21 protein-coding genes are annotated in these 25995 nt (G+C 63.6%); 11 read left to right on the top strand and 10 right to left on the bottom strand.

The window, feature by feature from the left end; all coding sequences use genetic code 11:
* The coding region (locus tag Q0L57_RS10075; RefSeq protein ID WP_296741845.1) for an ABC transporter permease at positions 1-679 on the top strand (679 nt) is incomplete at its 5' end.
* Positions 676-2298, top strand: coding sequence for an ABC transporter ATP-binding protein (locus Q0L57_RS10070; RefSeq protein ID WP_296741842.1), 1623 nt, complete (start codon positions 676-678; stop codon positions 2296-2298). The genes Q0L57_RS10075 and Q0L57_RS10070, both read left to right, overlap by 4 nt.
* A 15-nt stretch (positions 2299-2313) precedes the next feature.
* On the opposite strand, the gene Q0L57_RS10065 is transcribed toward Q0L57_RS10070, so the two are convergent.
* Positions 2314-2745 (bottom strand): TerB family tellurite resistance protein, encoded by a 432-nt coding sequence (locus tag Q0L57_RS10065; protein WP_296741847.1) that lies wholly within the window; start codon positions 2743-2745, stop codon positions 2314-2316.
* A 108-nt stretch (positions 2746-2853) separates the two neighbouring features.
* Between Q0L57_RS10065 and Q0L57_RS10060 the strand changes: the two genes are divergently transcribed.
* From Q0L57_RS10060 to Q0L57_RS10050, 3 genes are all read left to right on the top strand, one after another.
* Complete coding sequence (locus Q0L57_RS10060) at positions 2854-3639, top strand: TSUP family transporter (RefSeq protein WP_296741839.1); 786 nt, start codon at positions 2854-2856, stop codon at positions 3637-3639.
* Between the two features lie 64 nt (positions 3640-3703).
* Positions 3704-4537, top strand: a complete 834-nt coding sequence (locus tag Q0L57_RS10055) for an AraC family transcriptional regulator (RefSeq protein ID WP_296741837.1) — start codon at positions 3704-3706, stop codon at positions 4535-4537.
* An 89-nt stretch (positions 4538-4626) separates the two neighbouring features.
* Positions 4627-5046, top strand: coding sequence for a VOC family protein (locus Q0L57_RS10050; RefSeq protein ID WP_296741834.1), 420 nt, complete (start codon positions 4627-4629; stop codon positions 5044-5046).
* A 9-nt stretch (positions 5047-5055) separates the two neighbouring features.
* Here the strand turns inward: Q0L57_RS10050 and Q0L57_RS10045 are convergent, their stop codons facing one another.
* Positions 5056-6531, bottom strand: coding sequence for a cobyric acid synthase (locus Q0L57_RS10045; protein WP_296741831.1), 1476 nt, complete (start codon positions 6529-6531; stop codon positions 5056-5058).
* Positions 6531-7133 (bottom strand): dimethylsulfonioproprionate lyase family protein, encoded by a 603-nt coding sequence (locus Q0L57_RS10040; protein ID WP_296741828.1) that lies wholly within the window; start codon positions 7131-7133, stop codon positions 6531-6533. The genes Q0L57_RS10045 and Q0L57_RS10040 overlap by 1 nt, the downstream gene beginning before the upstream one ends.
* A gap of 125 nt (positions 7134-7258) precedes the next feature.
* Between Q0L57_RS10040 and Q0L57_RS10035 the strand changes: the two genes are divergently transcribed.
* Positions 7259-8425 (top strand): isobutyryl-CoA dehydrogenase, encoded by a 1167-nt coding sequence (locus Q0L57_RS10035; protein ID WP_296741826.1) that lies wholly within the window; start codon positions 7259-7261, stop codon positions 8423-8425.
* 23 nt (positions 8426-8448) lie between these two features.
* Positions 8449-9333: a 3-hydroxyisobutyrate dehydrogenase gene (mmsB, locus tag Q0L57_RS10030; RefSeq protein ID WP_296741824.1), complete on the top strand. Its 885-nt coding sequence runs from the start codon at positions 8449-8451 to the stop codon at positions 9331-9333.
* 324 nt (positions 9334-9657) lie between these two features.
* Here mmsB and Q0L57_RS10025 read toward each other — a convergent pair whose 3' ends face one another.
* From Q0L57_RS10025 to Q0L57_RS10005, 5 genes are all read right to left on the bottom strand, one after another.
* Complete coding sequence (locus Q0L57_RS10025) at positions 9658-10293, bottom strand: cytochrome c oxidase assembly factor Coa1 family protein (RefSeq protein ID WP_296741821.1); 636 nt, start codon at positions 10291-10293, stop codon at positions 9658-9660.
* A 676-nt stretch (positions 10294-10969) separates the two neighbouring features.
* Complete coding sequence (locus Q0L57_RS10020) at positions 10970-12349, bottom strand: aspartate aminotransferase family protein (RefSeq protein ID WP_296741819.1); 1380 nt, start codon at positions 12347-12349, stop codon at positions 10970-10972.
* A gap of 220 nt (positions 12350-12569) precedes the next feature.
* Positions 12570-14639: a prolyl oligopeptidase family protein gene (locus Q0L57_RS10015; protein WP_296741817.1), complete on the bottom strand. Its 2070-nt coding sequence runs from the start codon at positions 14637-14639 to the stop codon at positions 12570-12572.
* A 102-nt stretch (positions 14640-14741) separates the two neighbouring features.
* Positions 14742-15902, bottom strand: a complete 1161-nt coding sequence (locus Q0L57_RS10010; RefSeq protein ID WP_296741814.1) for an MFS transporter — start codon at positions 15900-15902, stop codon at positions 14742-14744.
* A 92-nt stretch (positions 15903-15994) separates the two neighbouring features.
* Positions 15995-17170, bottom strand: a complete 1176-nt coding sequence (locus Q0L57_RS10005; RefSeq protein WP_296741811.1) for an MFS transporter — start codon at positions 17168-17170, stop codon at positions 15995-15997.
* A gap of 195 nt (positions 17171-17365) precedes the next feature.
* Between Q0L57_RS10005 and Q0L57_RS10000 the strand changes: the two genes are divergently transcribed.
* From Q0L57_RS10000 to Q0L57_RS09990, 3 genes are all read left to right on the top strand, one after another.
* The gene (locus Q0L57_RS10000) at positions 17366-18943 is read left to right on the top strand and encodes a trimethylamine methyltransferase family protein (protein ID WP_296741808.1); all 1578 of its coding nucleotides are present in this window, start codon (positions 17366-17368) and stop codon (positions 18941-18943) included.
* Between the two features lie 81 nt (positions 18944-19024).
* The gene (locus tag Q0L57_RS09995) at positions 19025-21595 is read left to right on the top strand and encodes an FAD-dependent oxidoreductase (protein WP_296741805.1); all 2571 of its coding nucleotides are present in this window, start codon (positions 19025-19027) and stop codon (positions 21593-21595) included.
* Positions 21596-21608: 13 nt separating this feature from the next.
* Entirely contained in the window at positions 21609-22967 is a 1359-nt protein-coding gene (locus tag Q0L57_RS09990) for a Xaa-Pro peptidase family protein (RefSeq protein WP_296741802.1), read from the top strand.
* Here Q0L57_RS09990 and Q0L57_RS09985 read toward each other — a convergent pair.
* Both Q0L57_RS09985 and Q0L57_RS09980 read right to left on the bottom strand, forming a co-directional pair.
* Positions 22956-23774, bottom strand: coding sequence for a PhnD/SsuA/transferrin family substrate-binding protein (locus Q0L57_RS09985; protein ID WP_296741799.1), 819 nt, complete (start codon positions 23772-23774; stop codon positions 22956-22958). The two genes, Q0L57_RS09990 and Q0L57_RS09985, sit on opposite strands and share 12 nt — an antisense overlap.
* 84 nt (positions 23775-23858) lie before the next feature.
* Positions 23859-24869, bottom strand: a complete 1011-nt coding sequence (locus Q0L57_RS09980) for a fatty acid desaturase (RefSeq protein WP_296741797.1) — start codon at positions 24867-24869, stop codon at positions 23859-23861.
* A gap of 229 nt (positions 24870-25098) precedes the next feature.
* Between Q0L57_RS09980 and Q0L57_RS09975 the strand changes: the two genes are divergently transcribed.
* A complete protein-coding gene (locus tag Q0L57_RS09975; protein WP_296741795.1) occupies positions 25099-25956 on the top strand; it encodes a helix-turn-helix transcriptional regulator in 858 nt (285 codons plus the stop codon).
* Positions 25957-25995: the final 39 nt, after the last annotated feature.

Raw genomic sequence — 25995 nt, 5'->3', positions numbered from 1 at the left:
GGCGCACTGGTTCGGCACCGACCATTTCGGCCGCGACATCCTGTCGATGATCATGGTCGGCGCCCGCAACTCCATCGCGGTCGCGCTGGTGGCGGTCGGCATCGGCATGGGCGTCGGCGTGCCGCTCGGTGCCTTCGCGGCAGCGCGCGGCGGCATTGCCGACGAAGCGTTGATGCGCGTCAACGACCTCGTCTTCGCCTTCCCGGCCCTGCTTTCGGCAATCATGATCACCGCGATCTTCGGCCCGGGCGCTGTCAATGCCATCATTGCCATCGGCATCTTCAACATACCGGTGTTTGCGCGGGTAGCCCGCGCAGGCGCGCTGGCGATCTGGCCGCGCGAATTCATCCTCGCCGCGCGCGCCGCCGGCAAGGGCATGACGCAGATCACGGTCGAGCACATTCTGCCCAACATCGCCACGCTGCTGCTTGTCCAGGGCACCATCCAGTTCGCGCTCGGTATCCTGGCCGAGGCCGGCCTTTCCTATGTCGGCCTCGGCGCGCAGCCGCCAATGCCGAGTTGGGGCCGCATGCTGTTCGACGCGCAGACGCGCATGGTCACCGCGCCCTGGATGGCGATCTTTCCAGGCATGGCCATCGTCATCACCGTGCTCGGGCTAAACCTGCTCGGCGATGGTATCGCCGACATCCTCGATCCGAAATCGCGGCGGCAGCGATGAGCCTGCTCGAGATCGAAAACCTGTCGCTGACGATCGGCGAGACGCCGATCCTGAAAGATATCGAGCTCGCCATCGCACCCGGCGAGGTGGTTGGTCTTGTCGGGGAATCCGGCTCCGGCAAGTCGATGACGGCGCTGACCGTCATGCGCCTTCTGCCGCATCTGGCGCGCACCAGCGGGCGCGTCACTTTTGCCGGCATCGATATCCTTGGTGCGACCGAGGACCAGATGTGCGCGCTACGCGGCGACGACATCGGCATGGTGTTCCAGGAGCCTATGACGGCGCTCAATCCGGTGAAGACGATCGGCGAGCAGGTGGCCGAGGGCATTCGCTGGCACACCGGGGCAAGCCGCGCTGAAGCCGAGGCGCGCGCGCGAGAAATCCTCGACCGCGTCGGCCTGCCGGAAGCGAAATTCCCGCTGTCTCGCTACCCGCACCAATTGTCCGGCGGCCAGCGCCAGCGCGTCGTCATCGCCATTGCCTGCGCGTTGAAACCGAAGCTCTTGATCGCCGACGAGCCGACAACGGCCCTGGACGTGGTGCTGCAGGCGCAGATCCTCGACCTGTTGCGCGACCTGGTGACCGAGAACCGCATGGGCCTTCTGCTCATCTCGCACGACCTCGCTGTGGTGACTGAAATGGCCGACCGTCTGACCATCCTGCGCCGCGGCGAAGTGACGGAAGCGGGCGACACGGCCCGCACGCTGTCGGAGCAGTCCCACCCCTACACGCGCGAACTGGCGCTGGCTTCGATGCATGTGCCGGCGCGTCCGAAGACACACCCCACCGGTTCCGCCAGACCGCTGCTCGAAGTCGACGGCGTCAGCCGGGATTATCCGGGACGGCGCGTGTCCTTGTTCCGCCCCGCCGAGCCGGTCCGCGCCGTCGACAATGTCTCGTTGACGATCGAGCCTGCGCAATCGGTGGCGCTGGTCGGGCGTTCAGGCTGTGGCAAATCCACCCTCGCCCGCATGATCTTGGCACTCGACAAGCCGACGGCCGGAGCTATCCGTTTTCGCGGTGAGACCATTACCGGCAAAAGCGAAGCCACGCTGAAGCCCGCACGGCGCGACATGCAGGTGGTGTTTCAGGATCCCTATGGTTCCTTCGATCCGCGCCAGAAGGTCGAGAAGCTGGTGGCCGAACCGCTGCATCTGCTCGAGAAACAGCCGGCCAAGGCCGAGCGCCGCGAGATGGTCGCGCACGCGCTGCACGAAGTCGGGCTCGGTCCCCGCGACATGGACAAATATCCGCATGAATTCTCGGGCGGCCAGCGCCAGCGGCTGTCGATCGCGCGCGCCATCATCACCCGGCCCAAACTGGTCGTCGCTGACGAGCCCGTCTCGGCGCTGGATGTTTCGATCCGCGCGCAGATCCTCGACCTCTTCGCCGGACTCAACCAGAAGCTCGGCATCGCCTATCTCTTCATCACGCACGACCTGACGGTCGCCCGCGCAATCACCGATGAGGTCCTGGTGATGCACGACGGCAAGATCGTCGAGCGCGGCAGGACGGGCGATGTGCTCGATAATCCGCGCTCGGAAGCGGCTCGAGAGCTGGTCGTCGCGGCGCCCGATCTCCATCGCGCAATCGCGCGGCGCATGCAGGAACAGGGCTGAACGAACTGGCGGTTTTCAGCCGCCTGGCTTCACCAGATCGACCGGGCTGATGCCAAGCAGGTCGAGCGTGCGGCGAAGAAGCTTCACCTCGCTCTCGGCAAGCTTTGAGTCGGCCTTGGCGATTTCCGCCATATGCTGCGCAAGCAGCTTGCGCCGCTCGATATCGAGGTCTCGAAACAGCGCAATCGCCTGCGAACCGTTGGTCTCGTAGCCGTAGTCGTTGAGATATTCGATGACATTATCGATGCTGCTTTCGGGGATGCCGAACGCCTCCTTGCAGATACGTCGGAAGGCAGCCATCTCGCTCTCGGAGACCGAGCCGTCGGCCAGGATCATCCGGAACAGCATCAGCAGCTCAGCAGACAGCACCGGATCGTCCGCCACCTTGCGTACGCCCGGATCGCCGTCAAAGATCGAACGTATCTGATCAAGCAGCGCCATCGCTATCAGCCTCCCCTTCGCGATTCCTGCAGAATTGTTAGCGTGGAATCGGTCTTGCGCAAACGGGGTGGGCATGTTGCAAGCTGCGTTTCCCTCGCCGCGATTGGCAACCCAATGATCGACCTGACTTTCCAAACCGTCTTGATGCTTGCAGGCGCCGCGTTCGCGGCGGGTTTTGTCGACTCGATCGCCGGCGGCGGCGGGCTGATCACCATCCCGGCACTGTTGCTGGCGGGTTTCTCGCCGGTCGCGGCGCTGGGCACCAACAAGCTGCAAGGTATGTTCGGCTCCGGCTCGGCGACGATCCATTATGCCGCGAAGGGCCATGTCGATCTGCGCCGCCAGTTGCCGTCCGCGGTCCTCGCACTTGTCGGCGGCGCCGTGGGCGCGCTGCTGGCGACCGTCGTGCCCGGCAACTTTCTGCGCGCGCTCCTGCCACTGCTTCTCATCGCAATTGCGCTCTATTTCGCCTTCAAGCCCAACATGGACGACGTCGATCGTGCCGAGCGGCTGTCGCCGTTCCTGTTCGGCCTCGTCATCCCACCGCTGATCGGTTTCTATGACGGTCTGTTTGGCCCCGGCGCCGGATCCTTTTACATGCTCGCCTTTGTCACTCTCGCCGGCTACGGCGTGCTCAAGGCGACCGCACACACCAAGCTGCTGAACTTCGCCTCCAACATCGGCGGCTTCGTCGTCTTCGCCGCCGTCGGGGTCATCGACTGGAAAATCGGTTTGATGATGGGTGTAGCGCAGTTCCTCGGCGCCCGTCTCGGCGCCGGTCTAGCCATTCGCATCGGCGCGAAACTGATCAAGCCGCTGCTGGTCGTCGTCTGCCTGGCGCTGGCCGTGAAGCTGCTCGCCGACCCGGCCAATCCGCTGCGTCAGATGCTGGGCGTGTAAGGCCACACTGCCCCTGCCACGTCAGACGGTTTGGATTCGAGGGGCGGTCTGCTAGAGTTTTGCCATGTCGGTCGAGACAGAGCGCCATCGGCAGGACAACCGCTCGCCCGCCCTCCATTTCGAGATGGCGCGGCGCGCCCCTGCTCCCTCGCTCTCCGGCATCGTCACCGATATCTGCGGCTACCGCGAAACAAGGTCCGGGCATTTCCGCATCGTCGAATATGCCTCGCTCACCGTGCCGCTGGTGATCAGCTTCGCCGAGGCCTTCGCCATAGGGCTTGGCCGCGACCCAGGCGACAATGATCGCTACGCCAGCTTTGCCGCCGGCCTCTATGCCGGCCCGGTGATGATCGAATCCTTCGGCGGTTCCTGCTGCGTCCAGGTCAATTTCACCCCGCTCGGCGCCAGGCGATTCTTTGGCTTGCCGATGAGCGAGTTGCGGGATCGCATGGTCGGCCTGGACGACGCGCTCGGCTTTGACGGCATCGCGCTGCGTGAGCGCCTTGGCGAGGCGCCCGATTGGAGTAGCCGGTTTGCGATTGCCGAGGACTTCGTCTCCGGCCGGCTGGCGGAGGCGAAAGAACTCGCACCGGAGGTCCGTTGGGCTTGCCGAATGGTCATCGCCTCCGGCGGCCGCACCCGCATCTCGGCCCTCGCCGAAGAACTCGGCTGGAGCCGCAAGCATCTGGCGGCGAAATTCACCGACGCGATCGGCATCGGGCCGAAGACGCTGTCGCGCATCGTGCGTTTCAACCGCGCGCTTTCCCTGTCGAAACAGCAAGACGATGATTGGGCCGGCATCGCCGCCGATTGCGGCTATGCCGACCAGGCCCATCTGGTGCGCGAGTTCCGCCAACTCGCCGGTGAGACGCCGACGGCTCTCGCCGCGCTGGCATAGACCTGCGCTCGGGGCGAGGTAACATTTCTTCAAGACGCAGGAACGGCTTTCGCGGACAGTTGGTTCATCGACTTACACAGGAGAAAGTCATGCCCACGGCAACGGAAGCACCTCGCATCTACCCCGCTCTTCGCTACAGGAACGCTGGCACGATGATCGACTGGCTCTGCCAAGCCTTCGGCTTCGAGGTCCGCGCACGTTATGGCGAAGGCGACGTCATCCATCACGCTGAGCTCACCTTCGGCTCATCGATGATCATGCTCGGCACCGCGCGCGACGACGATTACGGCAAGATGGTCGGCGAGCCGGGCGGCGGTGGAGGCAAGTCGATCTACATCGCCGTCGACGATGCCGATGCCGCCTACGCCAAGGCCAAGACGGCTGGCGCCCGGATTGTCCAGGAATTGGTCGACCGCGGCTATGGCAGCCGCGAGTTCATCTGCCTCGATCCGGAAGGCAATGTCTGGTCCTTCGGCACGTACTGGCCGAAGGCTGGCCAGAAGGCGTAAGCGCCTGCTTCAGCGGGCCAGCCCGAAAATTGCGTCGCAGTCGAGGTGGGCTTCCAGCTCGGCCGCGATGTCGTCCAGTGCGTTCTCGACCTCGGCGCGATAGTCGACGCCGCCGCCCTTCACGCCCAGGCTTTCCACATACGCGGCGCGAAACGCGTCGGCCGAAAACAACCCGTGCAGGTAGGTGCCGACGACCTTCCCGTCGCCCGACACCGCGCCGTCCTCGATGCCGTTGATGATCGCGGACGGCCGCGCCGTATCCGGGCCGGTGGTGCGGCCCAAGTGGATCTCGTAGCCTTCGAGCGGCAGGCTGAACTGCACCGAACGGGCGCTCGAATTGCGCACCGTCTTTTCCGGTTCCATCACCGTTTCGATGTCGAGCAGGCCAAGGCCCTCCGCCTCGGTGACGCTGCCTTCGATGCCGTCGGGGTCGCGCACAATTCGGCCGAGCATCTGATAGCCGCCACAGATGCCGACGACATGGCCGCCACGTTTGCGGTGAGCAAGAAGGTCGCGATCCCAACCATTCTCGCGGAATTTCAAGAGGTCGCCGATGGTCGACTTCGAGCCGGGGATGACGACCAGCCCCGCATCTTCAGGCAAGGGTTTGCCGGGCGGCACGAACACCACCTCGACCTGCGGCTCCGCCTTGAGCGGGTCCAGATCGTCGAAATTGGCGATGCGCGCCAGCATCGGCACCGCCACTTTCAAGGCGCGCCTTTCGCCCGACGCCAGGCGCTCGAGCACGACCGAATCCTCAGAAGGCAGCCGCGCCGCAGCCTTCAACCAGGGCACGACGCCAAAGCAGCGCCAGCCTGTGAACTCATGGATCGCTTTGATGCCATCGTCGAACAGCGAGGGATCGCCGCGGAACTTGTTGATGATGTAGCCGGCGACCATGCGCCGGTCTTCGTCCGGCAGGATCAAATGCGTGCCGGCGACAGAGGCGATGACGCCGCCTCGGTCGATGTCACCAACGAGGATCACCGGCACATTGGCGCGAGTCGCAAAGCCCATATTGGCGATGTCGCGACTGCGCAGATTGATCTCGGCCGGGGAGCCGGCGCCTTCGACGATGACGAGATCAGCATCTTCGCCGACCTTCACCCAGGAATCGAGCACCGCATCCATCAGCCCGGCTTTCATCGCCTGATAGTCGCGCGCCCGCGCCTCGCCGAACACCTTGCCCTGCACCACGACCTGCGAGCCGATGTCGCTCTGCGGCTTGAGCAGCACCGGGTTCATATGCACGGTCGGCGTCACCCCACAGGCCAGCGCCTGCAGCCATTGCCCACGGCCGATCTCGCCGCCCCCTGACTCGTTGTCGCCCGGAATATCGGCGACGGCGGCATTGTTCGACATGTTCTGCGGCTTGAACGGCCGGACCTTCAGCCCGCGTTTCTTTGCGGCTCGGCATAAGCCCGCGACCAGCACCGTCTTGCCGACATCCGAGCCGGTGCCCTGAAGCATGATCGCCTTGGCCATCAGGCGCTGTCCTTCGCGATGGTCGACTTCTGCGCCAATGGACCGCCGCGCCAGATATAGAGCGCCATCAACGGCTCATTGCCGGTGCGCATGGCATGGTTGACGTTGGACGCATGGTGGATGACCTTGCCGGCCTCGCGGACGTGAAAGCCGCCCTCGCCCATGCGCCATTCCGTGCCGCCTGTCAGCGGAATGTAGATTTCCTCCGCGATGTGATGATGGTCGGGATAGACGATATCAGGACCCAGGATCAGCAGGCCGGCCGCGACCTCGCCATTGACGAAATGCCCGCGGGTGCCGAACACCTCCAGCCAGCCGTAATTGTCGATGAAGGCCTGGCCGAAATCGGCGGCGGTGTAGGTCTGTCCCCAATGCAGATCGTTGCGATGTTCCGCCACGAACCCTACCAGCGGTTTGATCTCAGGGGGCGCCGCCTCCGCTATACGATCAAGATGGCGAAGGCAGCCGAGCAAGCGCGGTTCGAGCGCGCGAGCGTGCATATCCCAATCGACGCGAGCCACGGCATCGCTGACCAACTTGCTGTCAACGCTGCCGAGATAGCCGTGGAACCGGTCCAGCAACTCATCGAAAATTGTCGGCACGCAAGAACTCCGTTGGTCATTCCATGCACATCCGGTTCGCAAGCGGCCGGGTTGCACGGCGGCATCATTGGTCTAGATTAAACGCCGCGCAAAGCCAAAAACGATAAAGCGACAGGGAGCACGCCATGGACGCGGCAGTCGATGCGGGCACTGGCCAATTCGAACTTACCGAGGATCAACGCGCTATCCAGGAGATGGCTCAGGCTTTCGCCGCCGACCGGGTCGCGCCGAACGCGCTCGACTGGGACAAGGCAAAGCACTTCCCGGCCGACGTAATCCGGGAGACCGGGCCACTCGGCCTCGGCGGCATCTATGTTCGCGACGACGTCGGCGGCTCGGCGCTCGGCCGGCTGGACGCGGTGTTGATCTTCGAGGCGCTGGCGCATGCCGATCCTGCCTTCTCTTCCTTCATCTCCATCCACAACATGGCGGCCTCGATGATCGACCGCTTCGGCGGCGACGAGCAGCGCCAGCGCTTCCTGCCGAAACTGACCTCTATGGAATGGCTGGCTAGCTATTGCCTGACCGAGCCCGGTTCCGGCTCGGACGCGGCGGCCCTCAAGACCCGCGCGGTGAAAAACGGCGACGATTACGTGCTGAACGGCGCCAAGCAGTTCATCTCCGGCGCCGGCGACAGCGACCTCTACGTCGTCATGGCGCGCACCGGTGGCGACGGTCCGAAGGGCATTTCGACCTTCGTGGTGCCCAAGGACGCGCCAGGCCTTTCCTTCGGCGCCAATGAGACCAAGATGGGCTGGCACATGCAGTCGACCCGTCAGGTCATCTTCGAAGACTGCAAGGTGCCGGCCGCAAATCTGCTCGCCACCGAAGGCGCCGGCTTCGGTATCGCCATGGCCGGGCTCGACGGTGGGCGGCTCAACATTGCCGCCTGTTCGCTGGGCGGGGCGCAGTCGGCGCTAGACAAGGCGCTGGCCTACACGGCCGAACGCAAGGCCTTCGGGTCGAAGATCAATCAGTTCCAGGCGCTGCAGTTCCGGCTGGCTGACATGGAGACGGAGCTGCAGGCCGCCCGTATCTTCCTCTACGCCGCCGCCTCGAAGCTCGACCGCAAGGCGCCGGACGCCGGCAAATGGTCGGCAATGGCCAAGCGATTCGTCACCGATACCGGCTTCAACATCGCCAACGAAGCGCTCCAGCTGCACGGCGGCTACGGCTACCTGCACGACTACGGCATCGAGAAGCTGGTGCGTGACCTGCGTGTCCACCAGATCCTCGAAGGCACCAACGAGATCATGCGCGTCATCATCGCGCGGGCATTGATCGGGCGCTGACGGCAACAATGCGGGAGAAGAAGATGGCAACGATCGCCTTCATCGGGCTAGGCAATATGGGCAATCCGATGGCCGCCAACCTCGTAAAGGCGGGGCATGTGGTGAACGGCTTCGATCTTGTTCCGGAGAACCTCACGACCGCCAGGGAACACGGTGTGACCGTGATGGCGAATGCGACGGCCGCCGTGAAGGACGCCGATGTCGTCATCACCATGCTGCCTGCTGGCAAGCATGTGCTGTCGGTCTATGAGGACATTGCGCCGAAAGCGAAGAAGGGCGCGCTGTTCATCGATTCCTCAACCATCGATGTCGATTCGGCGCGCAAGGCGCATGCCATCGCGGCAAAGCACGGTCTGCCGTCGATCGACGCGCCGGTCTCCGGCGGCACCGGCGGAGCCACCGCCGGCACGCTCACCTTCATGGCCGGCGGCTCGGATGAGGCTTTCGCTGCCGCCGAGCCGATCCTGAAGCCGATGGCGGGCCGTGTCGTCCATTGTGGCGGCGACGGCGCCGGCCAGGCGGCAAAAATCTGCAATAACATGATCCTCGGCATTTCGATGATCGGCGTCGCCGAGGCCTTCGTGCTTGCGGAGAAGCTCGGCCTGTCGCACCAGGCGTTGTTCGACGTCGCCTCCACTTCCTCCGGCCAATGCTGGTCGCTGACCAGCTATTGCCCGGTTCCCGGCCCGGTGCCGGCATCGCCCGCCAACCGCGACTACAAGCCGGGCTTTGCTGCTGCCCTGATGTTGAAGGACCTGAAGCTGTCGCAGGAAGCCGCGCAAAGCACCGGTGCGGCGACACCAATGGGAGCCGAGGCAACGCAGCTTTACGCGCTGTTCAACGCGCAAGGCCACGCCGGCGTCGATTTTTCCGGCATTATTAATTTCCTGCGCGGAGATCAGACCTAAGCGTCTGTCGAAACAGGATTATTAGTGGTTTTTTTTGGTTGGAAGCCGGCAAATTTAGATTTGCTTAAGGTCTCGATAACGCACCGGTAACGATGTGCCTTTAAAACGGATTGCGAGGCGGACATCGCAACCGCCCGGCGCTCCGGATCAGGTCTCGCGTACCGGAGCCCGTAAGTTTCGCAAGTGCTTCGTCGCGAAACGCCATGCGTATCTGGCAAAGCCGCGTTCCCGTTGGGGCGCGGTTTTTGCATTTAGGACGGTTTCCAGGAAGAGACTGAGCCGACCTTCCGTCCGAAAGTTGGCGGGCCATGCTGCCGGGCAGAACTAAATTCCAGTCGACGCCGCCCGACTGGTGACATGGTCCTCATCGACCAGCACGATCGACGCCTCGCCGCCCACGACGACAACCAGCCGCAGATCCCATTTTCCCGCGCTGCGCACGGCATGTGAAAATGCCCAACCCCATCGACGACTACCGTGTATCGAAATGCCGAGTAGGGCATCGTCCGAGCCGCCGCCAAACACCCGGACATTGCTAAGCGCCCAATACCCGCCGTCGATATTGTCGCCAAACGCCGCCTTAACACGGTCATCCGCGCGTACCGTTTCCATGGTTAGCCGGTAGGCATCGCTACTCTTCACCTGACTGGGGACGACAACGGCCAGTAAAGCGCCGACGGCAAGCCAGAGCGCGAGGAAAGCGAACCCTGCGACCGCCCAGTTGCGCTGCACTCGTCGAAAATGCTCGGCGTCGCGCCATGAACCATTGCGCCACGCCCAGCTGCTGCCTTTGGCACCTAACACGAAGGGCATGACCAGGTTGACCAGCGGCACGAACATCAACAGTGCGATGAAGGTGTTGTTGGCGAGCCCCCATATCCAATTGAAGAAAAAGGCGCCCCAGTTCCATCGGTCGAGCTCGGGCGGGATCGCCGGCTGATTGATCGGTTGCAAAGCCATGATGTCCCCCCATCGGCGAAAATGACTGCAGCGCTGGATTCTAGCGCAGACACTGCAAAAGCGGAACGGGTCTCACCTCCTAGCCGTGCGGCGTGCACCTCGCCGAGACCATCGACGAGGGCACGGCTTGCCTATTGATCGATGTTGCCGGATGCTGACGAAAATGGGCAGGACATGACTATATTGAACAGCATGCGGACAGTACTTGTGGCTCTGCTATTGTTCGGATGCTCTTCGGCATTTGCGGGAGCCAACGATCCCACTTGGAACCCGCCCCGTCGCTTCGATCATGCCTTCGCCGGCAAGCTGACGATCAAGCGTTTGCCCCCGCGCGAAGTCGAAAGAGCTTGTCGTGCACTTTTCGTGAAACACAAAATCCGCGTTGGGTCCCTTACCAACTGGCGCGGCTGTTCGCTTCCCGTGTCGAAACGCTCATGCATAATTATCGTCGTGAACAGGACATTCATGCGGGCAACGCCACAGGCGGTTATCCGACACGAAGTCGGTCACTGCAACGGTTGGCCGGCAAACCATCCGACCTAATTCAGGACGGGTTAAGCCCCAACGCCGCTGGTGGCCGGACACGACACTAAGCACCTGGAGGGGTATTCGTTCCCGACACATCGGAAAAGTTGAGCCGGGCGCCGCATGGCAACAGGCGCCCGGCCGTTCTGTGTTAGCGTTTCCGCAAGTCAGCCGCCGCCAGGTCGAGCGCCTTGGCGATGCGGTCGCAAGCCATGTCGATCGTCTCGCGCGTCCAGATCAGCGGCGGCGAAAGGATCATCGTGTCGCCGGTGGCGCGCAGCATCATGCCGTGGGCGATCGCATGGTCGCGCACGACGACCGCCGCGCTGCCCGACGGCAGGTAACGTTCCTTGGTCGCCTTGTCCTTGACGATCTCGATTGCGCCCATGAGGCCGATCGAGCGCACCTCACCGACCAGGCTATGGCCGGCGATGCGCTCCTGCAGCGCCTGAGCGAAATACGGCCCGGTGTCGTTCTTGACGCGATCGACGAGACCTTCCCTCTCGATGATTTCGAGGTTCTTCAACGCCACCGCACAAGCCACCGGATGACCCGAATAGGTGTATCCGTGATAGAACTCGCCACCCTTTTCGACCAGCGTCTTGCTGACGCGGTCGCCGACGAGCAGCGCCGACAGCGGCTGGTAGCCCGAGGTCAACGCCTTGGCGGTGGTGATGGTGTCGGGTTCAATGCCGAAGGTCTGCGCGGCGAACCACTCGCCGGTGCGGCCATAGCCGGTGATGACCTCGTCCAGCATCAGAAGCACATCGTATTTGCGGCAGATGCGCTGCACTTCCGGCCAGTAGCTCATCGGCGGGATCTTCACACCGCCCGCGCCCATCACCGGTTCGCCGATGAAGGCCGCGACATTTTCCGCGCCGGCTTCGAGGATCGCGTCCTCGACCGCCTTCGCCGCGCGAATGCCGAAATCATGATCGCTTTCGCCGGGCAGCGCGAGCTCATAGGCGTAAGGCATCATCACATGCACGATGTTCGGCACGGCGCCGCCGAGCTGCTTGTGCATCGGCTCCATGCCGCCGAGCGAAGTGCCGGCGATCGTCGAGCCGTGATAGGCCGATTTGCGTGAAATGACGCGGTTCTTCTCGGGCTTGCCTTCCAGTGCCCAGTAGTGGCGCACGAGCCGCAGGGCCGTGTCGTTGGCTTCCGAGCCGGACGAACCGTAGAAAACCTGGCTGACATGCTTGGGCGCCAGCTCCGCCAGCTTCTTCGACAACAGCACCGGCGTCGGCGTCGAGCATTTGAAGAAGGAGTTGTAGTAAGGCAGTTCCTTCATCTGCGCGGAGGCGGCGTCGGCCAGTTCGTCGCGGCCGTAGCCGACATTGACGCACCAGAGGCCCGCCATGCCGTCGAGGATCTCCGTTCCTTCGGAATCGTAGATGAAGGGTCCCTCGGCGCGGGTGATGATGCGCGAGCCGATCTCGCGCAGTTCCTTGTGGTCGGTGAAGGGGTGGAGGTGATGCGCGGCATCGATCTGCTGAAGCTGCTTCAGCGAATAATTCTGATAAGTCATTGGTTTGATCTTTCCTCTTGAATCAATCCGGCAGCGGCCGGGGCGGATTCGTCAGAGGAAGGCAGGCGGCGAATAGCCGATGCGTGCGCACAGCCGCAAAAGCTCGGCGCGAAGGGTCCGCGGTGACGGCGTCACCGCGACCCCGAAGGCGCCTGATGTGCTGAAGCGGATCATGGCGACAGCTTATGCCGCCTCAGGCCCAAAATTCAAGCCGTTCCGGTCAGGCAGTCTTACCGAGTGCGCGCTGCAGGAACATATAACGCATCGCCGTCTGCGCGGCCTGCGGACGACGATCGCCGCGCCCGCCATGGCCACCTTCCGTTTCCTCAAAAAACAGGGTCCTGGCGTGACCCTCCTCCTGCAGCCGCGCCGCCATCTTGCGCGCATGTCCGGGATGGACCCGATCGTCGGCGGTCGAGGTCATCAGCAGAACCGGCGGGTAAGCGGCGTCGGCATTGACATGCTGATAGGGCGAATAGGCGCCGAGCCATGCGGCGTCCTCCGGCTTTGACGGATCGCCATATTCCGCGATCCACGAGGCGCCGGGCGGCAATTCGGTGTAGCGCAGCATGTCGAGCAGCGGCACGTCGATGATGACGGCGCCAAACAGCTCCGGCCGCTGCGTCAGCGACGTGCCTGTGAGCAGGCCGCCGTTCGAGCCGCCCTGGATGCCGAGTTGCGCCGCCGTGGTGATGCCGCGCCTGACCACATCCTCGGCCACCGCCGCGAAATCGTCGAAAGCGTTCTGGCGTTTGCCTTTCAATGCCGCCTGATGCCAGGCCGGACCGAACTCGCCGCCGCCGCGAATGTTGGCCTGGACATAGGCATTGCCCTTGTCCAGCCACAGTCGGCCGCGGATACCGGCATAGCCGGGCAACAGCGGCACCTCGAAACCGCCATAGCCGTAGAGCAATGCCGGCACCGGCCCTCTCTGGTCGCGCCGCCGCACGACGAAATACGGGATCATCGTCCCGTCCTTCGAGCGCGCCTCGAATTGCTCCGAAACATAGGGCGCGGCATCGAAGCGGGCCGGCTGCGACTTCACCGTCTGCAGCGTCTCGCCGTCGTCGTCCGACCAGATGATCGAGCTCGGCGTGAGAAAATCGGTGAATGAGAAGGAGACGCTCGAGCCGAAATGCTCGACATGGCTGATGCCGACATTGCCATTGTCGGGCAGCGCCACCGGCTTCAGCGACCAACCCTTGTCGGTGCGGTCGCAGGCGATGACCTTGCCGCGGACGTTGTCCATCAGGTTGATGAACAGCCGCTCCTGCGTCCTTGCAAGCCCGGCGATGGAAACGCGATGCGCGGGCTTGAGCACGGTTTCGAATGGGCCGAAGGCGCCCGTATCGATCCAGCGGTCGAAATCGACCGAGTAAAGTCCATCGGGCAGGCATTGCGTGCCGTCCGGCGTCGTCCAGGGACTACGCACGCCGAAGATGAGCTGGCCCTTGAAGATCGCCGTATCGGTGGCGTCGTCGGGCAGCGGCACGCGCCAGATCTCGCCCGTCGCCAGCCGCAGGAAGCTGTGCGACGTAAAGAAGTCGAGCGTTCTGCCAAGCAGCACATGCTTCTTGTCGCCGTCGAATTCCACGCCACCGCCAACCGCGAGGTGGTGCTTCTCGCCTTCAAAAATCGGCGTTGCATCCTCAAGCTTCGTGCCCCGCCGCCAGAGCTTGATCACGCGCGGATAGCCGGACTGGGTCTTGTCCTCCTCCTCGAATGCCGCCGAGACGATCACCGTATCCTTGTCCAGCCAGGAAAAGCCGGACTTCGAGGCAGACGCCCGAAACCCGTCCTCGACGAAGGACTTGGTCGCGATGTCGAACTCGCGCATCTCGCTGGCGTCGCCGCCATCGGGCGACATGTAGAGCAGGCAGCGGTTGAAATCCGGATGGAGCCGGCTTGCGCCGCCGAACACCCACTTCACGCCCTCCTTGGCCGAGAGCTGATCGAAATCGATGATCGTTTCCCATTGAGGCTTGTCGGTCTTGTAGGACGCCACCGTCGTGCGCCGCCAAAGACCCAGCGCGTTGGTTTTGTCCTGCCAGAAATTGTAGACATGGCCGGCAAGTGCAGATCCGACCGGGATGTTGTCCTCGGCCGTCATGAGGTCGAGAGCAGTCTCGAAGGTCGCCTGGTAGGAAGGATCGCCCTGCAGTTCCGCGACCGTCACCGCGTTCTGGCGATGAACCCAGTCCAGCGACTGCTTGGCGGTGCGGTCTTCCAGCCAGAGGAAGGGATCCTCGGCCGCCGGCTCTGGATGAGTTTTGATGTTCGAAATGCTCATACTGACTCTCCGGAATGTCATCTGGCGGCATTGCCTACATCGCGCTCGCCACGCCAACATTCAAGGGCAAGACCATTCGAGGCGGACTCCGCGACGATTTGGCTAAAGCACTCGCCGCCGCAAGACAGTGGCTGCCGCCAGCGCAGCGCAAATCGCGCCCAACGTTGCAGGCAATCCCGCGGCGCCGATGACGTCCATGATGCTGCCGGTGAACGGCGGCACGACGATTCCACCCACGCCCCACATCAGCGAGAAAGCGGCGTTGCCGGCGACCAGCGCCGAGCCACTAAACCGTTCGCCGAGCTCGATGATCGACATCGTGTAGATGCCGTATGAGACCGCGCCCCAGACGAAGACGCATGGCCAGATCAGCGGCGTCTCGATCAACGCCGGCAGGAGAACGCACCCGAGGAGCGTCACCAGCAGGCAGCCGAAGCGCACCAGCCGGGCCGTAAGCCTTTCGGCGAGCAGGCCGAGCGGTACCTGCATCGCGATGTTGCCGGCAATCATCACCGACAGCAGCGCCGACATCCTTGTTTCGAGGATGCCATAGTGAATGCCGTAGACAGGAAGCAGCGCCAGCACCGCCTGCTCGAAACCCGCGGCGACGACCACCGCCGATAGAAGCAGCCAGGCGAGCGGCATGAAGCCGATCACCGAAACCTTCCCGCCCGCCTCGTGGACCTTGGGCAGGCGCTTCACAACCAAGGCCAGGCAAGCGCCGCAAAAAAGAAAGGCGAGAATGCCGACAAGGAAGGGCGGCCAGCCTTCGGTGCCGACAGCAAGCAGGCAAAGCGGACCGGCCGCGAAGCCCGCAGAGATGATCGTTGAGTAGACGCCCATGAGACGCCCGTGCCGGGACGGCGGCGCCAGCGCAATTACCCAGATTTCGCTGAGCACGTAGAGCGGGTTGGTCACCACGCCAACCAGGAAGCGCAGCGGAAACCAGAGATAGACATTCTGCGTCCAGCCGATGAGAGCCAGCACCAGCGCCGAGAGTATGGCGCAGGTGAGCGCCGTGCGCCCTGCCCCGAACCGCTGCGCCAACCCGGGGATCAGCGGCGACGACAGGATGAAGCCGACCGGTGTCATCGCCGCCGACAGCCCGATCATCGCCGGCGACACGCCCTGTCGCTGCAGGATGAAGCTGAGCAGCGGATAGGAAAGTCCCTGCGCGATGGCGAACACCGACACCGTCGCGATCACCCCAGTGATCGCGGCCCACTGCACTGTTTCGTCGGTTGTCGAAGTCGACAGAACCATCCCCCCGAGATTCTCGTCGCGGCAGGATTAGCGGTTGCAAGGGACAACGGTAGGCCCCGCCGGCGACAAGCGCTTGCTCCAGCCAAACCCTGTCAAGATCGACGGCGCTGATACGATCGATAGAGCGCGAAGCCGACGAGCAGCGCGTCGAGGCCGGCGATCACCACCGGCAGCCCGAGCGGCCCTATCACCTGCATCAGCGCGCCCGCGCCGGGTGGGCCGACTATGCCGCCAACGCCCCAGAGCAACGCAAAGGCGGCGTTGCCTGTAACCAACAGCGAGCCCTTGAAGCGGCTGCCGAGTTCAACCAGCGCCATTGTATAGACCCCGTAGCCGACCGCGCCCATCACCAGCAGCACGCCCCAGACGAGCGGCGTTGTTATTACCAATGGCAAAAGCACCGCGCAGCTCGTCGTCGCCACCGCGCAGGCAAGGATCATGACACGGCCGCCGAAGCGTTCGGCAAGCAGGCCAAGCGGTATCTGCAGGACGATGTTGCCCAGGGAGAGCATCATCACCAGCGCAGCAAGCGCGGCTTCGGGCAGGCCGTATCCCGCGCCGAACACCGGGACAAGCGCGTAGGTGCTTTGCTGCACGGCAGCGGAAACCAGAACCGCCAGCAGCAGCGCTGGAGCAAGGCGGGCGAAGCCGACGAAGCTGCCGGCTGGCTGGCCGTCATCCTCGAAACCGGCAAGCTTCGATGAGACCAGACGAAGAATAACAGCGCAAAGCGCGAACCCGACTATGCCGACGCCGAAGGGAGCCCAGCCGGCGGTGCCGACCAGGGTCAGGGTGAACGGGCCGGCCGCATAACCGGCGCCCATCAGCGTGTTGAACACGCCCATGACGCGTCCGCGCCGCGATGGTGGCGCCAGCGACAGCGCCCAGACCTCACCAAGGACGTAGAGCGGGTTGATGACCACGCCGATGATGAACCGGATGACGTACCAGGCTATCCAATTCTGCAGATAGCCGATGGCCAGGAAGCACAGCGCTCCGGCCAGCGAGCAGCCGACCGCCAGGTTTCGCGCGCCAACCAGCCGAACGGCCGCTGGGACGAAGGAGGCCGACAGGATAAGGCCGATCGGCATCATTGCCGCCGACAGCCCGATTAGGCCCGGCGAAAAACCCTGCTTCTGCATCAGCAAGGTGAACAGCGGCGAGCTAAGGCCCTGCGCCGCGCCGAACATGGCAAGCGCTGCTGTCACGCCGGCAAGGGCCGCCCATTGGGGTCGATCTTCGGCGGTGTGGGTGGATGCAGTCATCATCGCTCGCGGTCATTTTTCCGCGCAACCTAGCGCGAGCGAAGACCGTGCGGATGCTTCAGTGGCAGCAATTCTGCGATCCAGCCCGCTGCCCCTCCGTCATGTCGCTTCCCTCGCTCTAGTGGTCGCCGCCTCCTTACAAGCAGCGTTGCCGCCGGTCCATTATGCCGGCCAAATTCGCATCCCATGAGGCCTGTCATGACCGCTGCCCTTCACCCCGCCGAACCGGCATTGGCAACCGATCGCGCCCGCCGTGGCGGCCGCGCGGGCAAGCGCGCGGGCGCCGGAGCGGCTTTCGAGCAGCCCGCGTTTCGGCAGTTGAAAAACCCGCTGACGCCGACGAAGCTGGTGTCCGACGACGAGTTGGAATCGATCCATCTCGCTTCGCTGCGCATCCTCAAGGAAATCGGCGTCGACGTCCTGCATGACGAAGCCCGCCGCATCATGAAGGCGCATGGCGCCGACGTGCGCGAAGGCAGCGAGCGGGTTCGCTTCGACAGCGATATGATCCTCGAGCTCATCTCGCACTGCCCTTCGGAATTCACGCTGCATGCCCGCAACCCGGCGCACAATTTGCGCTTCGGCGGCAATAACCTGATCATCTCGATGATGGCCTCGGCGCCCAACTGCTCCGACCTTGATCGCGGCCGCCGTCCCGGCAACCAGGCGGACTACCGCAACTTCCTGCGCCTGGCGCAGATGCACAACATCTTGAACTGCACTGGCGGCTATCCCGTCGAGCCGATCGACATCCATCCGTCGGTCCGTCACCTCGAATGCATCCGCGATCTCGCCACCCTGACCGACAAGGTGTTCCACATCTATTCGCTCGGCAAGGAACGCAATGTCGACGGCATCGAGATCACCCGCATCGCGCGCGGCATCAGCCGTGAGCAGCTGATGGCCGAGCCGTCGGTCTTCACCATCATCAACACCAATTCGCCGCTCAAGCTCGACGTCCCGATGATGGAAGGCATCATCCAGATGTCGAGTATGGGCCAGGTCGTCATCGTCACCCCGTTCACGCTCTCGGGCGCCATGGCGCCCGTCACCATAGCCGGCGCACTTGTGCAGCAGAACGCCGAGGCGCTCTCCGGCATCGCCTTCTCGCAGATGGTCAAGAAGGGCGCGCCCGTTGGCTATGGCGGCTTCACCTCGAACGTCGACATGAAATCCGGCGCGCCGGCCTTCGGCACGCCCGAATACATGAAGGCGCAGCTCGTCGGCGGCCAGCTCGCCCGCCGCTATAACATCCCCTACCGCACCTCCAACACCTGCGCCGCCAACACGGTCGACGCGCAGGCTGCTTACGAGAGCGTGTTCTCGCTGTGGGGTGCAGTCCAGGGCGGCGGCAACCTGATGATGCACGCGGCCGGCTGGCTCGAAGGCGGCCTGCGCTGCTCCTACGAAAAGACCATCCTCGACATCGACTTGTTGCAGATGGTGGCCGAATACCTCACCCCGCTCGATCTGTCCGAGGACGCGCTCGGTTTCAATGCTATCCAGTCGGTCGGTCCGGGCGGCCATTTCTTCGGCACCCAGCATACCCAGGAGCGCTACAAGACAGCCTTCTACTCGCCGATCGTTTCCGACTGGCGCAATTTCGAGACCTGGACCGAGGCCGGCTCGCCGACGGCGATGGAACGCACCAACAAGGTCTGGAAGGAACGCCTCGCGTCCTACGAAGAGCCCTATATGGACCCGGCCATCCGCGAGGAACTCAACGCCTTCGTCGAAAAGCGCACAGCCGAAGGCGGCGCTCCGACCGACTTCTGACCGCTGGTCGAACAGCCCGGTAGTTCGCGGGCGGTTGAACCTTATTTCCGACTCCACATTGCACAAGACGGACCTATCTTCATGAAATCTCACGTAAAAGCGGTTGTCATCGGCGGCGGCGTCGTCGGCTGTTCGGTGCTCTACCACCTCGCCAAGGCCGGGTGGACAGACATCATGCTGATCGAGCGCTCGGAGCTGACCTCCGGCTCGTCCTGGCATGCGGCGGGCGGCTTCCATACGCTGAACGGCGACCCGAACGTCGCCAAGCTGCAGGCCTACACCGTGCAGCTCTACAAGGAGATCGAGGAGATTTCCGGCCAGTCCTGCTCGCTGCATCTCACCGGCGGCGTCATGATGGCCGATACGCCCGAGCGCATGGACTTCCTGCGGCTGGCGCACGCCAAGGGTCGCTATCTCGGCATGGACACCGAACTGATCACGCCTTCTGAAGCCAAGGCGATGTTCCCGTTGATGGATGAGAAGAACTTCGTCGGCGCCATGTGGGATCCGGTCGAAGGCCACCTCGATCCGTCCGGCACCACCATCGCCTATTCCAAGGCGGCCAAGAAGCTCGGCGCCGAGATCGTGCTGCGCAACCGCGTCGTCGACCTGACGCAGCAGCCCGACGGCACCTGGAACGTCGTCACTGAGCAGGGCACGGTCCACGCCGAGCACGTCGTCAACTGCGGTGGCCTGTGGGCGCGCGAGATCGGCCGCATGGTCGGCGTCGAGCTGCCGGTGCTGGCGATGGAGCACATGTACCTGCTCACCGAGCCGATGCCGGAAGTCGAGGAATTCAACAAGTCGACAGGCCGCGAGATGATCGGCGTGCTCGACTTCAAGGGCGAGATCTATACCCGCCAGGAGCGCAACGGCATCCTGCTCGGCACCTATGAGAAGGCCTGCAAGCCGTGGTCGCCGGTCAACACGCCGTGGGATTTCGGCCACGAATTGCTGCAGCCCGACATCGACCGCATCGCTCCGTCGCTGGAGATCGGCTTCAAGCACTTCCCCGGCATCGAGAAGGCCGGCATCAAGCAGATCATCAACGGCCCCTTCACCTTCGCGCTCGACGGCAACCCGCTGGTCGGTCCGGTACAGGGCCTGACCAATTTCTGGTGCGCCTGCGCCGTCATGGCTGGCTTCAGCCAGGGCGGCGGCGTCGGCCTCGCTTTGTCCAACTGGATGGTGCATGGCGATCCGGGCTTCGACGTCTGGGGCATGGACGTCGCGCGCTTCGGCGAATGGGCTAGCCTGCGCTACACCAACGCCAAGGTGCGCGAAAACTATTCGCGACGCTTCTCGATCCGCTTCCCGAACGAGGAACTGCCGGCCGCCCGTCCGGCGCAGACCACCCCGCTCTACGACACCATGCTCGCCAACAACGCGGTCATGGGCGACTCGTGGGGTCTGGAAACCCCGCTCTGGTTCGCACCGAAGGGCAGCGAGCCGAAGGACATCGTCTCCTTCCACCGCTCAAACGATTTCGGTCCGATCGGCGAGGAAGTGCGCGCGACGCGTGAGAGCGTCGGTGTCACCGAGATCGCCAACTTCGCCAAATACGAGGTTTCCGGACCGGGCGCGGAGGATTTCCTCAACCGGCTGATGACCAACCGCATGCCGAAGACCGGCCGCATCGTGCTGACCCCGATGGTCAACGAATTCGGCAAGCTGATCGGCGACTTCACCATCGCCAAGACCGGCGAGGACCGCTTCATGATCTGGGGCTCGTCGGCAGCACAAAAGTACCATATGCGCTGGTTCGAGAAGCACCTGCCGAAGGACGGATCGGTACGCATCCACCGCTTCGACCAGACGCTGGTCGGCCTCTCCATTGCCGGACCCAAGTCGCGCGACCTGTTGCAGAAGCTGGTCGATGTCGACGTCTCGACCAAGGCTTTCCGCTTCATGGATTTCCGCGAGATGGCTGTCGGCGGCGCGCCCTGCATGGTCAACCGCATCACCTATACCGGCGACCTCGGCTACGAAATCTGGATGGCGCCGGCCTACCAGCGCCTGGTCTACAAGGCGATCAAGGACGCCGGCGCGGAGTTCGGCATCGTCGATTTCGGCATGCGCGCGCTCCTCTCCATGCGTCTGGAAAAGAACTTCCCCACCTGGTTCCGCGAACTGCGTCCGATCTACGGACCGTTCGAGGGCTCGATGGACCGCTTCATCAAGCTGGAGAAGAACGACTTCATCGGCCGTGAAGCCTCTGCAAAAGAGCAGGCCGAAGGGCCGAAGCTGCGCCGCGTCTCCTTCATTGTCGATGCCATCGACGCCGATGTGATGGGCGACGAGCCGATCTGGGCCAAGGTCAGCAAGGACTACGGCACGGTGGAAAAGCCGCACGGCTACGGCGCTCCGCGCTTCGACACCACCGGCAAGGAAGTACGTGGCTCGAAGGCCGCCGAAGGCGCTTCGGCCGTGCGCGGCATCGTCGACGGCGAATGGCGCGTCGTCGGCTGGGTGACGTCGGGTGGCTACGCCCACTACGTCCAGAAGTCGATGGCGCAGGGTTACGTGCCCGCCGCCCTAGCCGAGGACGAGAGCGCCGGCGTGTTCGAGATCGAGATCCTCGGTCACCGCCGCCCGGCCCGCATCAATGTCGAGCCGCCTTTCGACCCGAGCGGCGAGAAGATGCGGACCTGAGGTTAATCGGGCCATGGACAGCGCAGTGCCAAAGGGAGGCTTCGGCCGCCATCGCAAGATCATGCCCTTCGAGCCAGGCTCGATCGAGGCCCTGCGCGAGGACTCCCGCCAGAAGGCGGCGTCGCTCAACCAGCACGTCCTGGGCTACGGCGCCCAGGCCGAGGCGGAATGGGCGGCGGCAGGCATTGCCGCCCCCGATCTGCCGACGATGCGAAAATACCGGCTCGAGCGCATCCGCGCCGAGCTGAAGCGCCGCGGCTACGCCGGTGCGCTCCTCTACGATCCGGTCAACATCCGCTACGCGACCGACTCGACCAACATGCAGCTCTGGGTCTCGCACAACCCGACGCGGCATTGTTTCGTCGCCACCGAAGGACCGGTGGTGCTGTTCGACTACTTCTCCTGCGAGCACCTGTCGGATCATTCCGGCGTCGTCGACGAAGTACGTCCGGCCATCTCATGGATGTATCTCTACGGCGGCGAACTCACCGAGCAGAAGGTCCGCCGCTGGGCCGCAGGTATTGCCGATCTGGTCAGGGAACATGGCGGCGGCAACCGCCGGATCGCCGTCGATCACGTCAATCCGGAAGGCGTCGAGGAACTCGCCCGCCTTGGCATTTCCATCGGCAACGGCGAAGCGGTGATGGAGAATGCGCGGCTGATCAAGTCGCCCGACGAGATCCTCGCCATGCGCCGCTCGATCGTCGCCTGCGAGGCGGCAATGGGCGAGATGGAACGGGCGTTAAAACCCGGCATTTCCGAGAATGAATTGTGGGCGGAGCTCCATCGCGGCAACATCGCGCGCGGCGGCGAGTGGATCGAGACCAGGCTTCTGTCATCGGGACCGCGCACCAACCCCTGGTTCCAGGAATGTTCCTCGCGCGCCATCGAGGATGGCGATCTCGTTGCCTTCGACACCGACCTGATCGGCCCTTACGGTTTTTGCGCCGACCTCTCGCGCACCTGGCTCTGTGGTGACAGGAAACCGTCGAACGAACAGCGCGACCTCTTCCGCATCGCCGCCGACCAGATCGTCCACAACACCGACTTGATGCAGCCGGGCACGTCGTTCCGCGACCTCGTGGAGCGCTCGATGGTCCCGCCGGGAGACTGTTTCCCGACCCGCTACGGCGTGCTCTATCACGGCGTCGGCCTGGCTGACGAATATCCGACCTTGCCGCATGCCAGCGACTGGACGTCCGATACGCCCGACGGCGTCCTCGAACCCGGCATGGTGCTGTGCGTCGAAAGCTATATCGGCAGGCTGGGCGGGCGCGAGGGTGTAAAGATCGAGGAGCAGATCCTGATCACCGAGACCGGCAACGAAAAGCTGTCAGCCTACCCGCTCGACAAGAGGCTGTTAGGCGACTGAGCCGTCAAGGCCGAGCGAAGCGATGGCTTCGCGCATCGCCGCGACGGTCGCTGCCCGCGTCGTCCTGGCGGTGATGTAGGGCAAGCCCTTCCGCCGGGCGGTCCAGCCTACCACCTTCACGTCTTGCGCCGCCGGCTCGAAACGCTGCGCCAGCGCCCAGCTTTCGCAATCGATCGCCGCCACGTCGGCCCTGCCCTCGGCGACAGCGACGATCGACGAGCGGTGGCCGCCGCTCGGCAGGCGCGAAGCGAAGATGTCGAGGCTTTCGCCCATCGCTTCCAAGTCGCGCGTCAGGCCAATGACGCCCGACATGGAATCGAGGCTGTTGAACGCGAAACGCTTGCCTCGGATGAGGTCGAGCGGAATGACGGCCTTGCCGTCCGCTGGCGAAGGCACCGGCCTTCCGCCATCGGCGCGCATTACCAATGCGCTGGAGTATAGCCCGCCCTGCCCGCCCTCGAAGGCGTCGTAGCTGGGCTGCGCCACCACCTGTACATGTTCGGCCAGACCGAGTTCCATCGGCCCCCAGCATGTCTGCGCGAACAGCAGCGCCGGGTTCAGCCAAAGCTGATGGAAATCGAGCTCATCCGGAGGAAGCGTCGCCGGATCTGGCCCGATCGGCTTGCCTGCGTCGTCTCGAACACCACCGGGCACCGCCGGCAGGTCGCCGTTGCGGCGCACGATAGTTTCCGGCGCATCGACGCCTCTTAGCCGGAAGGCGTCGCGCAATTTCACCCACTGCGCGTCGACCTCGCGATGCGCTTCGGGCCAGTCATACATCGGCAAGGCCGCAACTAATTCGCTCATGACGATATGACCATAGCTTTCGAAATGCGATAGCGGCGGACGCGAGGAATATCCGCCGAAAATTCCGTCGAGGCGAGTAGAAAACTATTCCTTGGGCGGCTCAGCCGGTACCGGAGCGGTTCCAAGGCCGTTAACATTGCGCGCCCTGACGCGCGGCTTGAAGGCGCGGCCAGGTTCCGGCGTGCGCCGCAGCACCGGATGGACGAGCGGTTCCTTGGCCTTGAAGGCGTAGGACTTCATCAGCGCCAAATAGTTGGGATACACATAGCCATTGTTCATCCGCAGCCAGTCTTCGCGGCGATCGCGGAACATTTTAGGCAGCTTGTACCAAGCCACCGTCGGGCTCTTGTGGTGCACGAAATGCAGGTTGTTGTTGAGGAACAGGAACGACAGCGGCGAACGTTCGACTATGATCGTGCGTCCTTCCGGGTGCTCGGACCACTGGTGCTCAGCATAGGTACGGATCGAGATCAATGACTGGCCGAGCCACACCGGCACCAGGATATAGAGCCAAAGCGGGATGCCGAAGCCGAGCGTCACGATGGGCACGACCACGGCGAGGCCGATGGCATGGAGCAGCCACGCCTTGCGGATGGCCTTGTCACCGGCGACGATCTGCTTGGCGTCGTCGATGAAGAAGCCGATCGACGACAGCCACGGACCGAGGATAAAACGGCCGACCATGGTGTGGTTGAGCTTGAGCAGGAACTTCATCGCCGGCGGCAGTTCCTCATGCATCCAGAGCGCCTGATAATAGCTCTCGGGATCGTCCAGCGGATCGGTGAGCCGCTCGTCGGCGTGGTGGCGAAGATGAATCGTCTTGAAGCGGCGGAACGGCCAGACCAGTCCAATCGGCAGGAAGACGAAGGCTTCGTTTATTCTGGCATTGCGGGTTGGGTGGCCATGCAGCGCTTCATGCATCAGCGAGGATTGAAGAGCCAGGATCAGCGCCAGCACGGGCAACGAGATCAACGGATAGGATGGCCAGAGCAGAAATCCGACGGTGAGCCACGCGCCGTAACAGAAGAATGTGAGGAATGCTGTCGGCCATTCCACGGCCGGTGTGTTGCTGCGTCTCTTGTTCATGCTCGCCATGCTATCGACCACTGCCTTCCAGTCGCCGGAACCAGTTTGATCCCTGACAGCATTGTGTCAGGAGCCTGCCGTTGTCGCAACGCGACAAAGCGCACAAACTGTTGCGAGTGCGCATTTTTAGCCGCAAGTGTTATAGATTGTAAACAAAATTGGGGATTCATTTACGCCACAGTCGAGGCCAAGGCAGGCCAGGGCGCAAAATTATCCTCCGTCGAGCAGGAGTAACCTGATGGACAAGCGCGATCTGTCGACGCTCTTCCGAGAGCGGCTGAAATTGCTCTTGACACGTTCTGACCTCAACCAGTCGGCCTTCGCCACCGCGGTCGGCATCGACCGTTCGGCACTGTCGCAACTGCTCTCCGGAGCCTCGACCCGCCTGCCCCGCGCCGAGACGCTTCTCAACATCGCGGCCGAGTTCAAGGTGTCGCTCGACTGGCTGCTGGGGTTGAGTCAGGACGAAGGCGTGACCGGTGAGATCCGCGAGAGCCTGGAGATAGAGGAAGCGCCAGACGGCTTCGACCGCACGCTGCTCGCCAGATGGCATGCCGAAGCGGCAGGCACCAAGATACGCTACGTGCCGGCAGGCATCCCGGACCTTTTGCGTACCGAGGCGCTGGTCGACTACGAGGCCGGTATCGCCAACAAGAGCCGCGAGGCGCAGGCCGGCGAAACGCAGTACCGCATCGACTACACCAGGCGGCCGGAGACTGACATGGAAGTGTGCATGCCGCGCCATACGCTGGAGATTTTCGCGCGCGGCCTCGGCGTCTGGGACCGTTTTCCCGAGGCCGAGCGGCGCAGGCAGTTGCTGCACATGGCGACCCTGCTCGACGACCTCTACCCGACCTTCCGGCTGTTCCTCTATGACGGCCGCATGCGCTATTCGATCCCCTACACGATCTTCGGCCCTTATCGCGCGGCCATCTATGTCGGCGACATGTATATCGTGCTGAACGCCACCCAGCCGATCCGCACCTTGACCAGCCACTTCGACAATCTGATCCGCGCCGCCGACATCAACGCGCATGAGGCGGCAAGCTTCGCTCAGAGGCTGGCCGGCGTCTCCTTCGCATCAGGCTCTGTCTGATCGCAGGCTTCTCCATCATCATGCATGCGGCCATCACCG

The sequence above is a fragment of the Mesorhizobium sp. genome (genome assembly GCF_024509055.1).
GTDB lineage: Bacteria > Pseudomonadota > Alphaproteobacteria > Rhizobiales > Rhizobiaceae > Mesorhizobium.
The sequence above is the reverse complement of the archived record's forward strand: the minus strand, read 5'-3'. Positions and strand labels throughout refer to the sequence as shown.

Excerpts from the sequence above, each read along its gene's own strand:
- Q0L57_RS10010 (WP_296741814.1), bottom strand. The coding sequence starts at position 15,902 with ATGGTTCTGTCGACTTCGACAACCGACGAAACAGTGCAGTGGGCCGCG.
- Q0L57_RS10015 (WP_296741817.1), bottom strand. The coding sequence starts at position 14,639 with ATGAGCATTTCGAACATCAAAACTCATCCAGAGCCGGCGGCCGAGGAT.
- Q0L57_RS10045 (WP_296741831.1), bottom strand. The coding sequence starts at position 6,531 with ATGGCCAAGGCGATCATGCTTCAGGGCACCGGCTCGGATGTCGGCAAG.
- Q0L57_RS10020 (WP_296741819.1), bottom strand. The coding sequence starts at position 12,349 with ATGACTTATCAGAATTATTCGCTGAAGCAGCTTCAGCAGATCGATGCC.
- mmsB (WP_296741824.1), top strand. The coding sequence starts at position 8,449 with ATGGCAACGATCGCCTTCATCGGGCTAGGCAATATGGGCAATCCGATG.
- Q0L57_RS10005 (WP_296741811.1), bottom strand. The coding sequence starts at position 17,170 with ATGATGACTGCATCCACCCACACCGCCGAAGATCGACCCCAATGGGCG.
- Q0L57_RS10025 (WP_296741821.1), bottom strand. The coding sequence starts at position 10,293 with ATGGCTTTGCAACCGATCAATCAGCCGGCGATCCCGCCCGAGCTCGAC.
- Q0L57_RS10035 (WP_296741826.1), top strand. The coding sequence starts at position 7,259 with ATGGACGCGGCAGTCGATGCGGGCACTGGCCAATTCGAACTTACCGAG.
- Q0L57_RS09985 (WP_296741799.1), bottom strand. The coding sequence starts at position 23,774 with ATGAGCGAATTAGTTGCGGCCTTGCCGATGTATGACTGGCCCGAAGCG.
- Q0L57_RS09975 (WP_296741795.1), top strand. The coding sequence starts at position 25,099 with ATGGACAAGCGCGATCTGTCGACGCTCTTCCGAGAGCGGCTGAAATTG.
- Q0L57_RS10060 (WP_296741839.1), top strand. The coding sequence starts at position 2,854 with ATGATCGACCTGACTTTCCAAACCGTCTTGATGCTTGCAGGCGCCGCG.
- Q0L57_RS09990 (WP_296741802.1), top strand. The coding sequence starts at position 21,609 with ATGGACAGCGCAGTGCCAAAGGGAGGCTTCGGCCGCCATCGCAAGATC.
- Q0L57_RS10070 (WP_296741842.1), top strand. The coding sequence starts at position 676 with ATGAGCCTGCTCGAGATCGAAAACCTGTCGCTGACGATCGGCGAGACG.
- Q0L57_RS09980 (WP_296741797.1), bottom strand. The coding sequence starts at position 24,869 with ATGGCGAGCATGAACAAGAGACGCAGCAACACACCGGCCGTGGAATGG.
- Q0L57_RS09995 (WP_296741805.1), top strand. The coding sequence starts at position 19,025 with ATGAAATCTCACGTAAAAGCGGTTGTCATCGGCGGCGGCGTCGTCGGC.
- Q0L57_RS10000 (WP_296741808.1), top strand. The coding sequence starts at position 17,366 with ATGACCGCTGCCCTTCACCCCGCCGAACCGGCATTGGCAACCGATCGC.
- Q0L57_RS10050 (WP_296741834.1), top strand. The coding sequence starts at position 4,627 with ATGCCCACGGCAACGGAAGCACCTCGCATCTACCCCGCTCTTCGCTAC.
- Q0L57_RS10055 (WP_296741837.1), top strand. The coding sequence starts at position 3,704 with ATGTCGGTCGAGACAGAGCGCCATCGGCAGGACAACCGCTCGCCCGCC.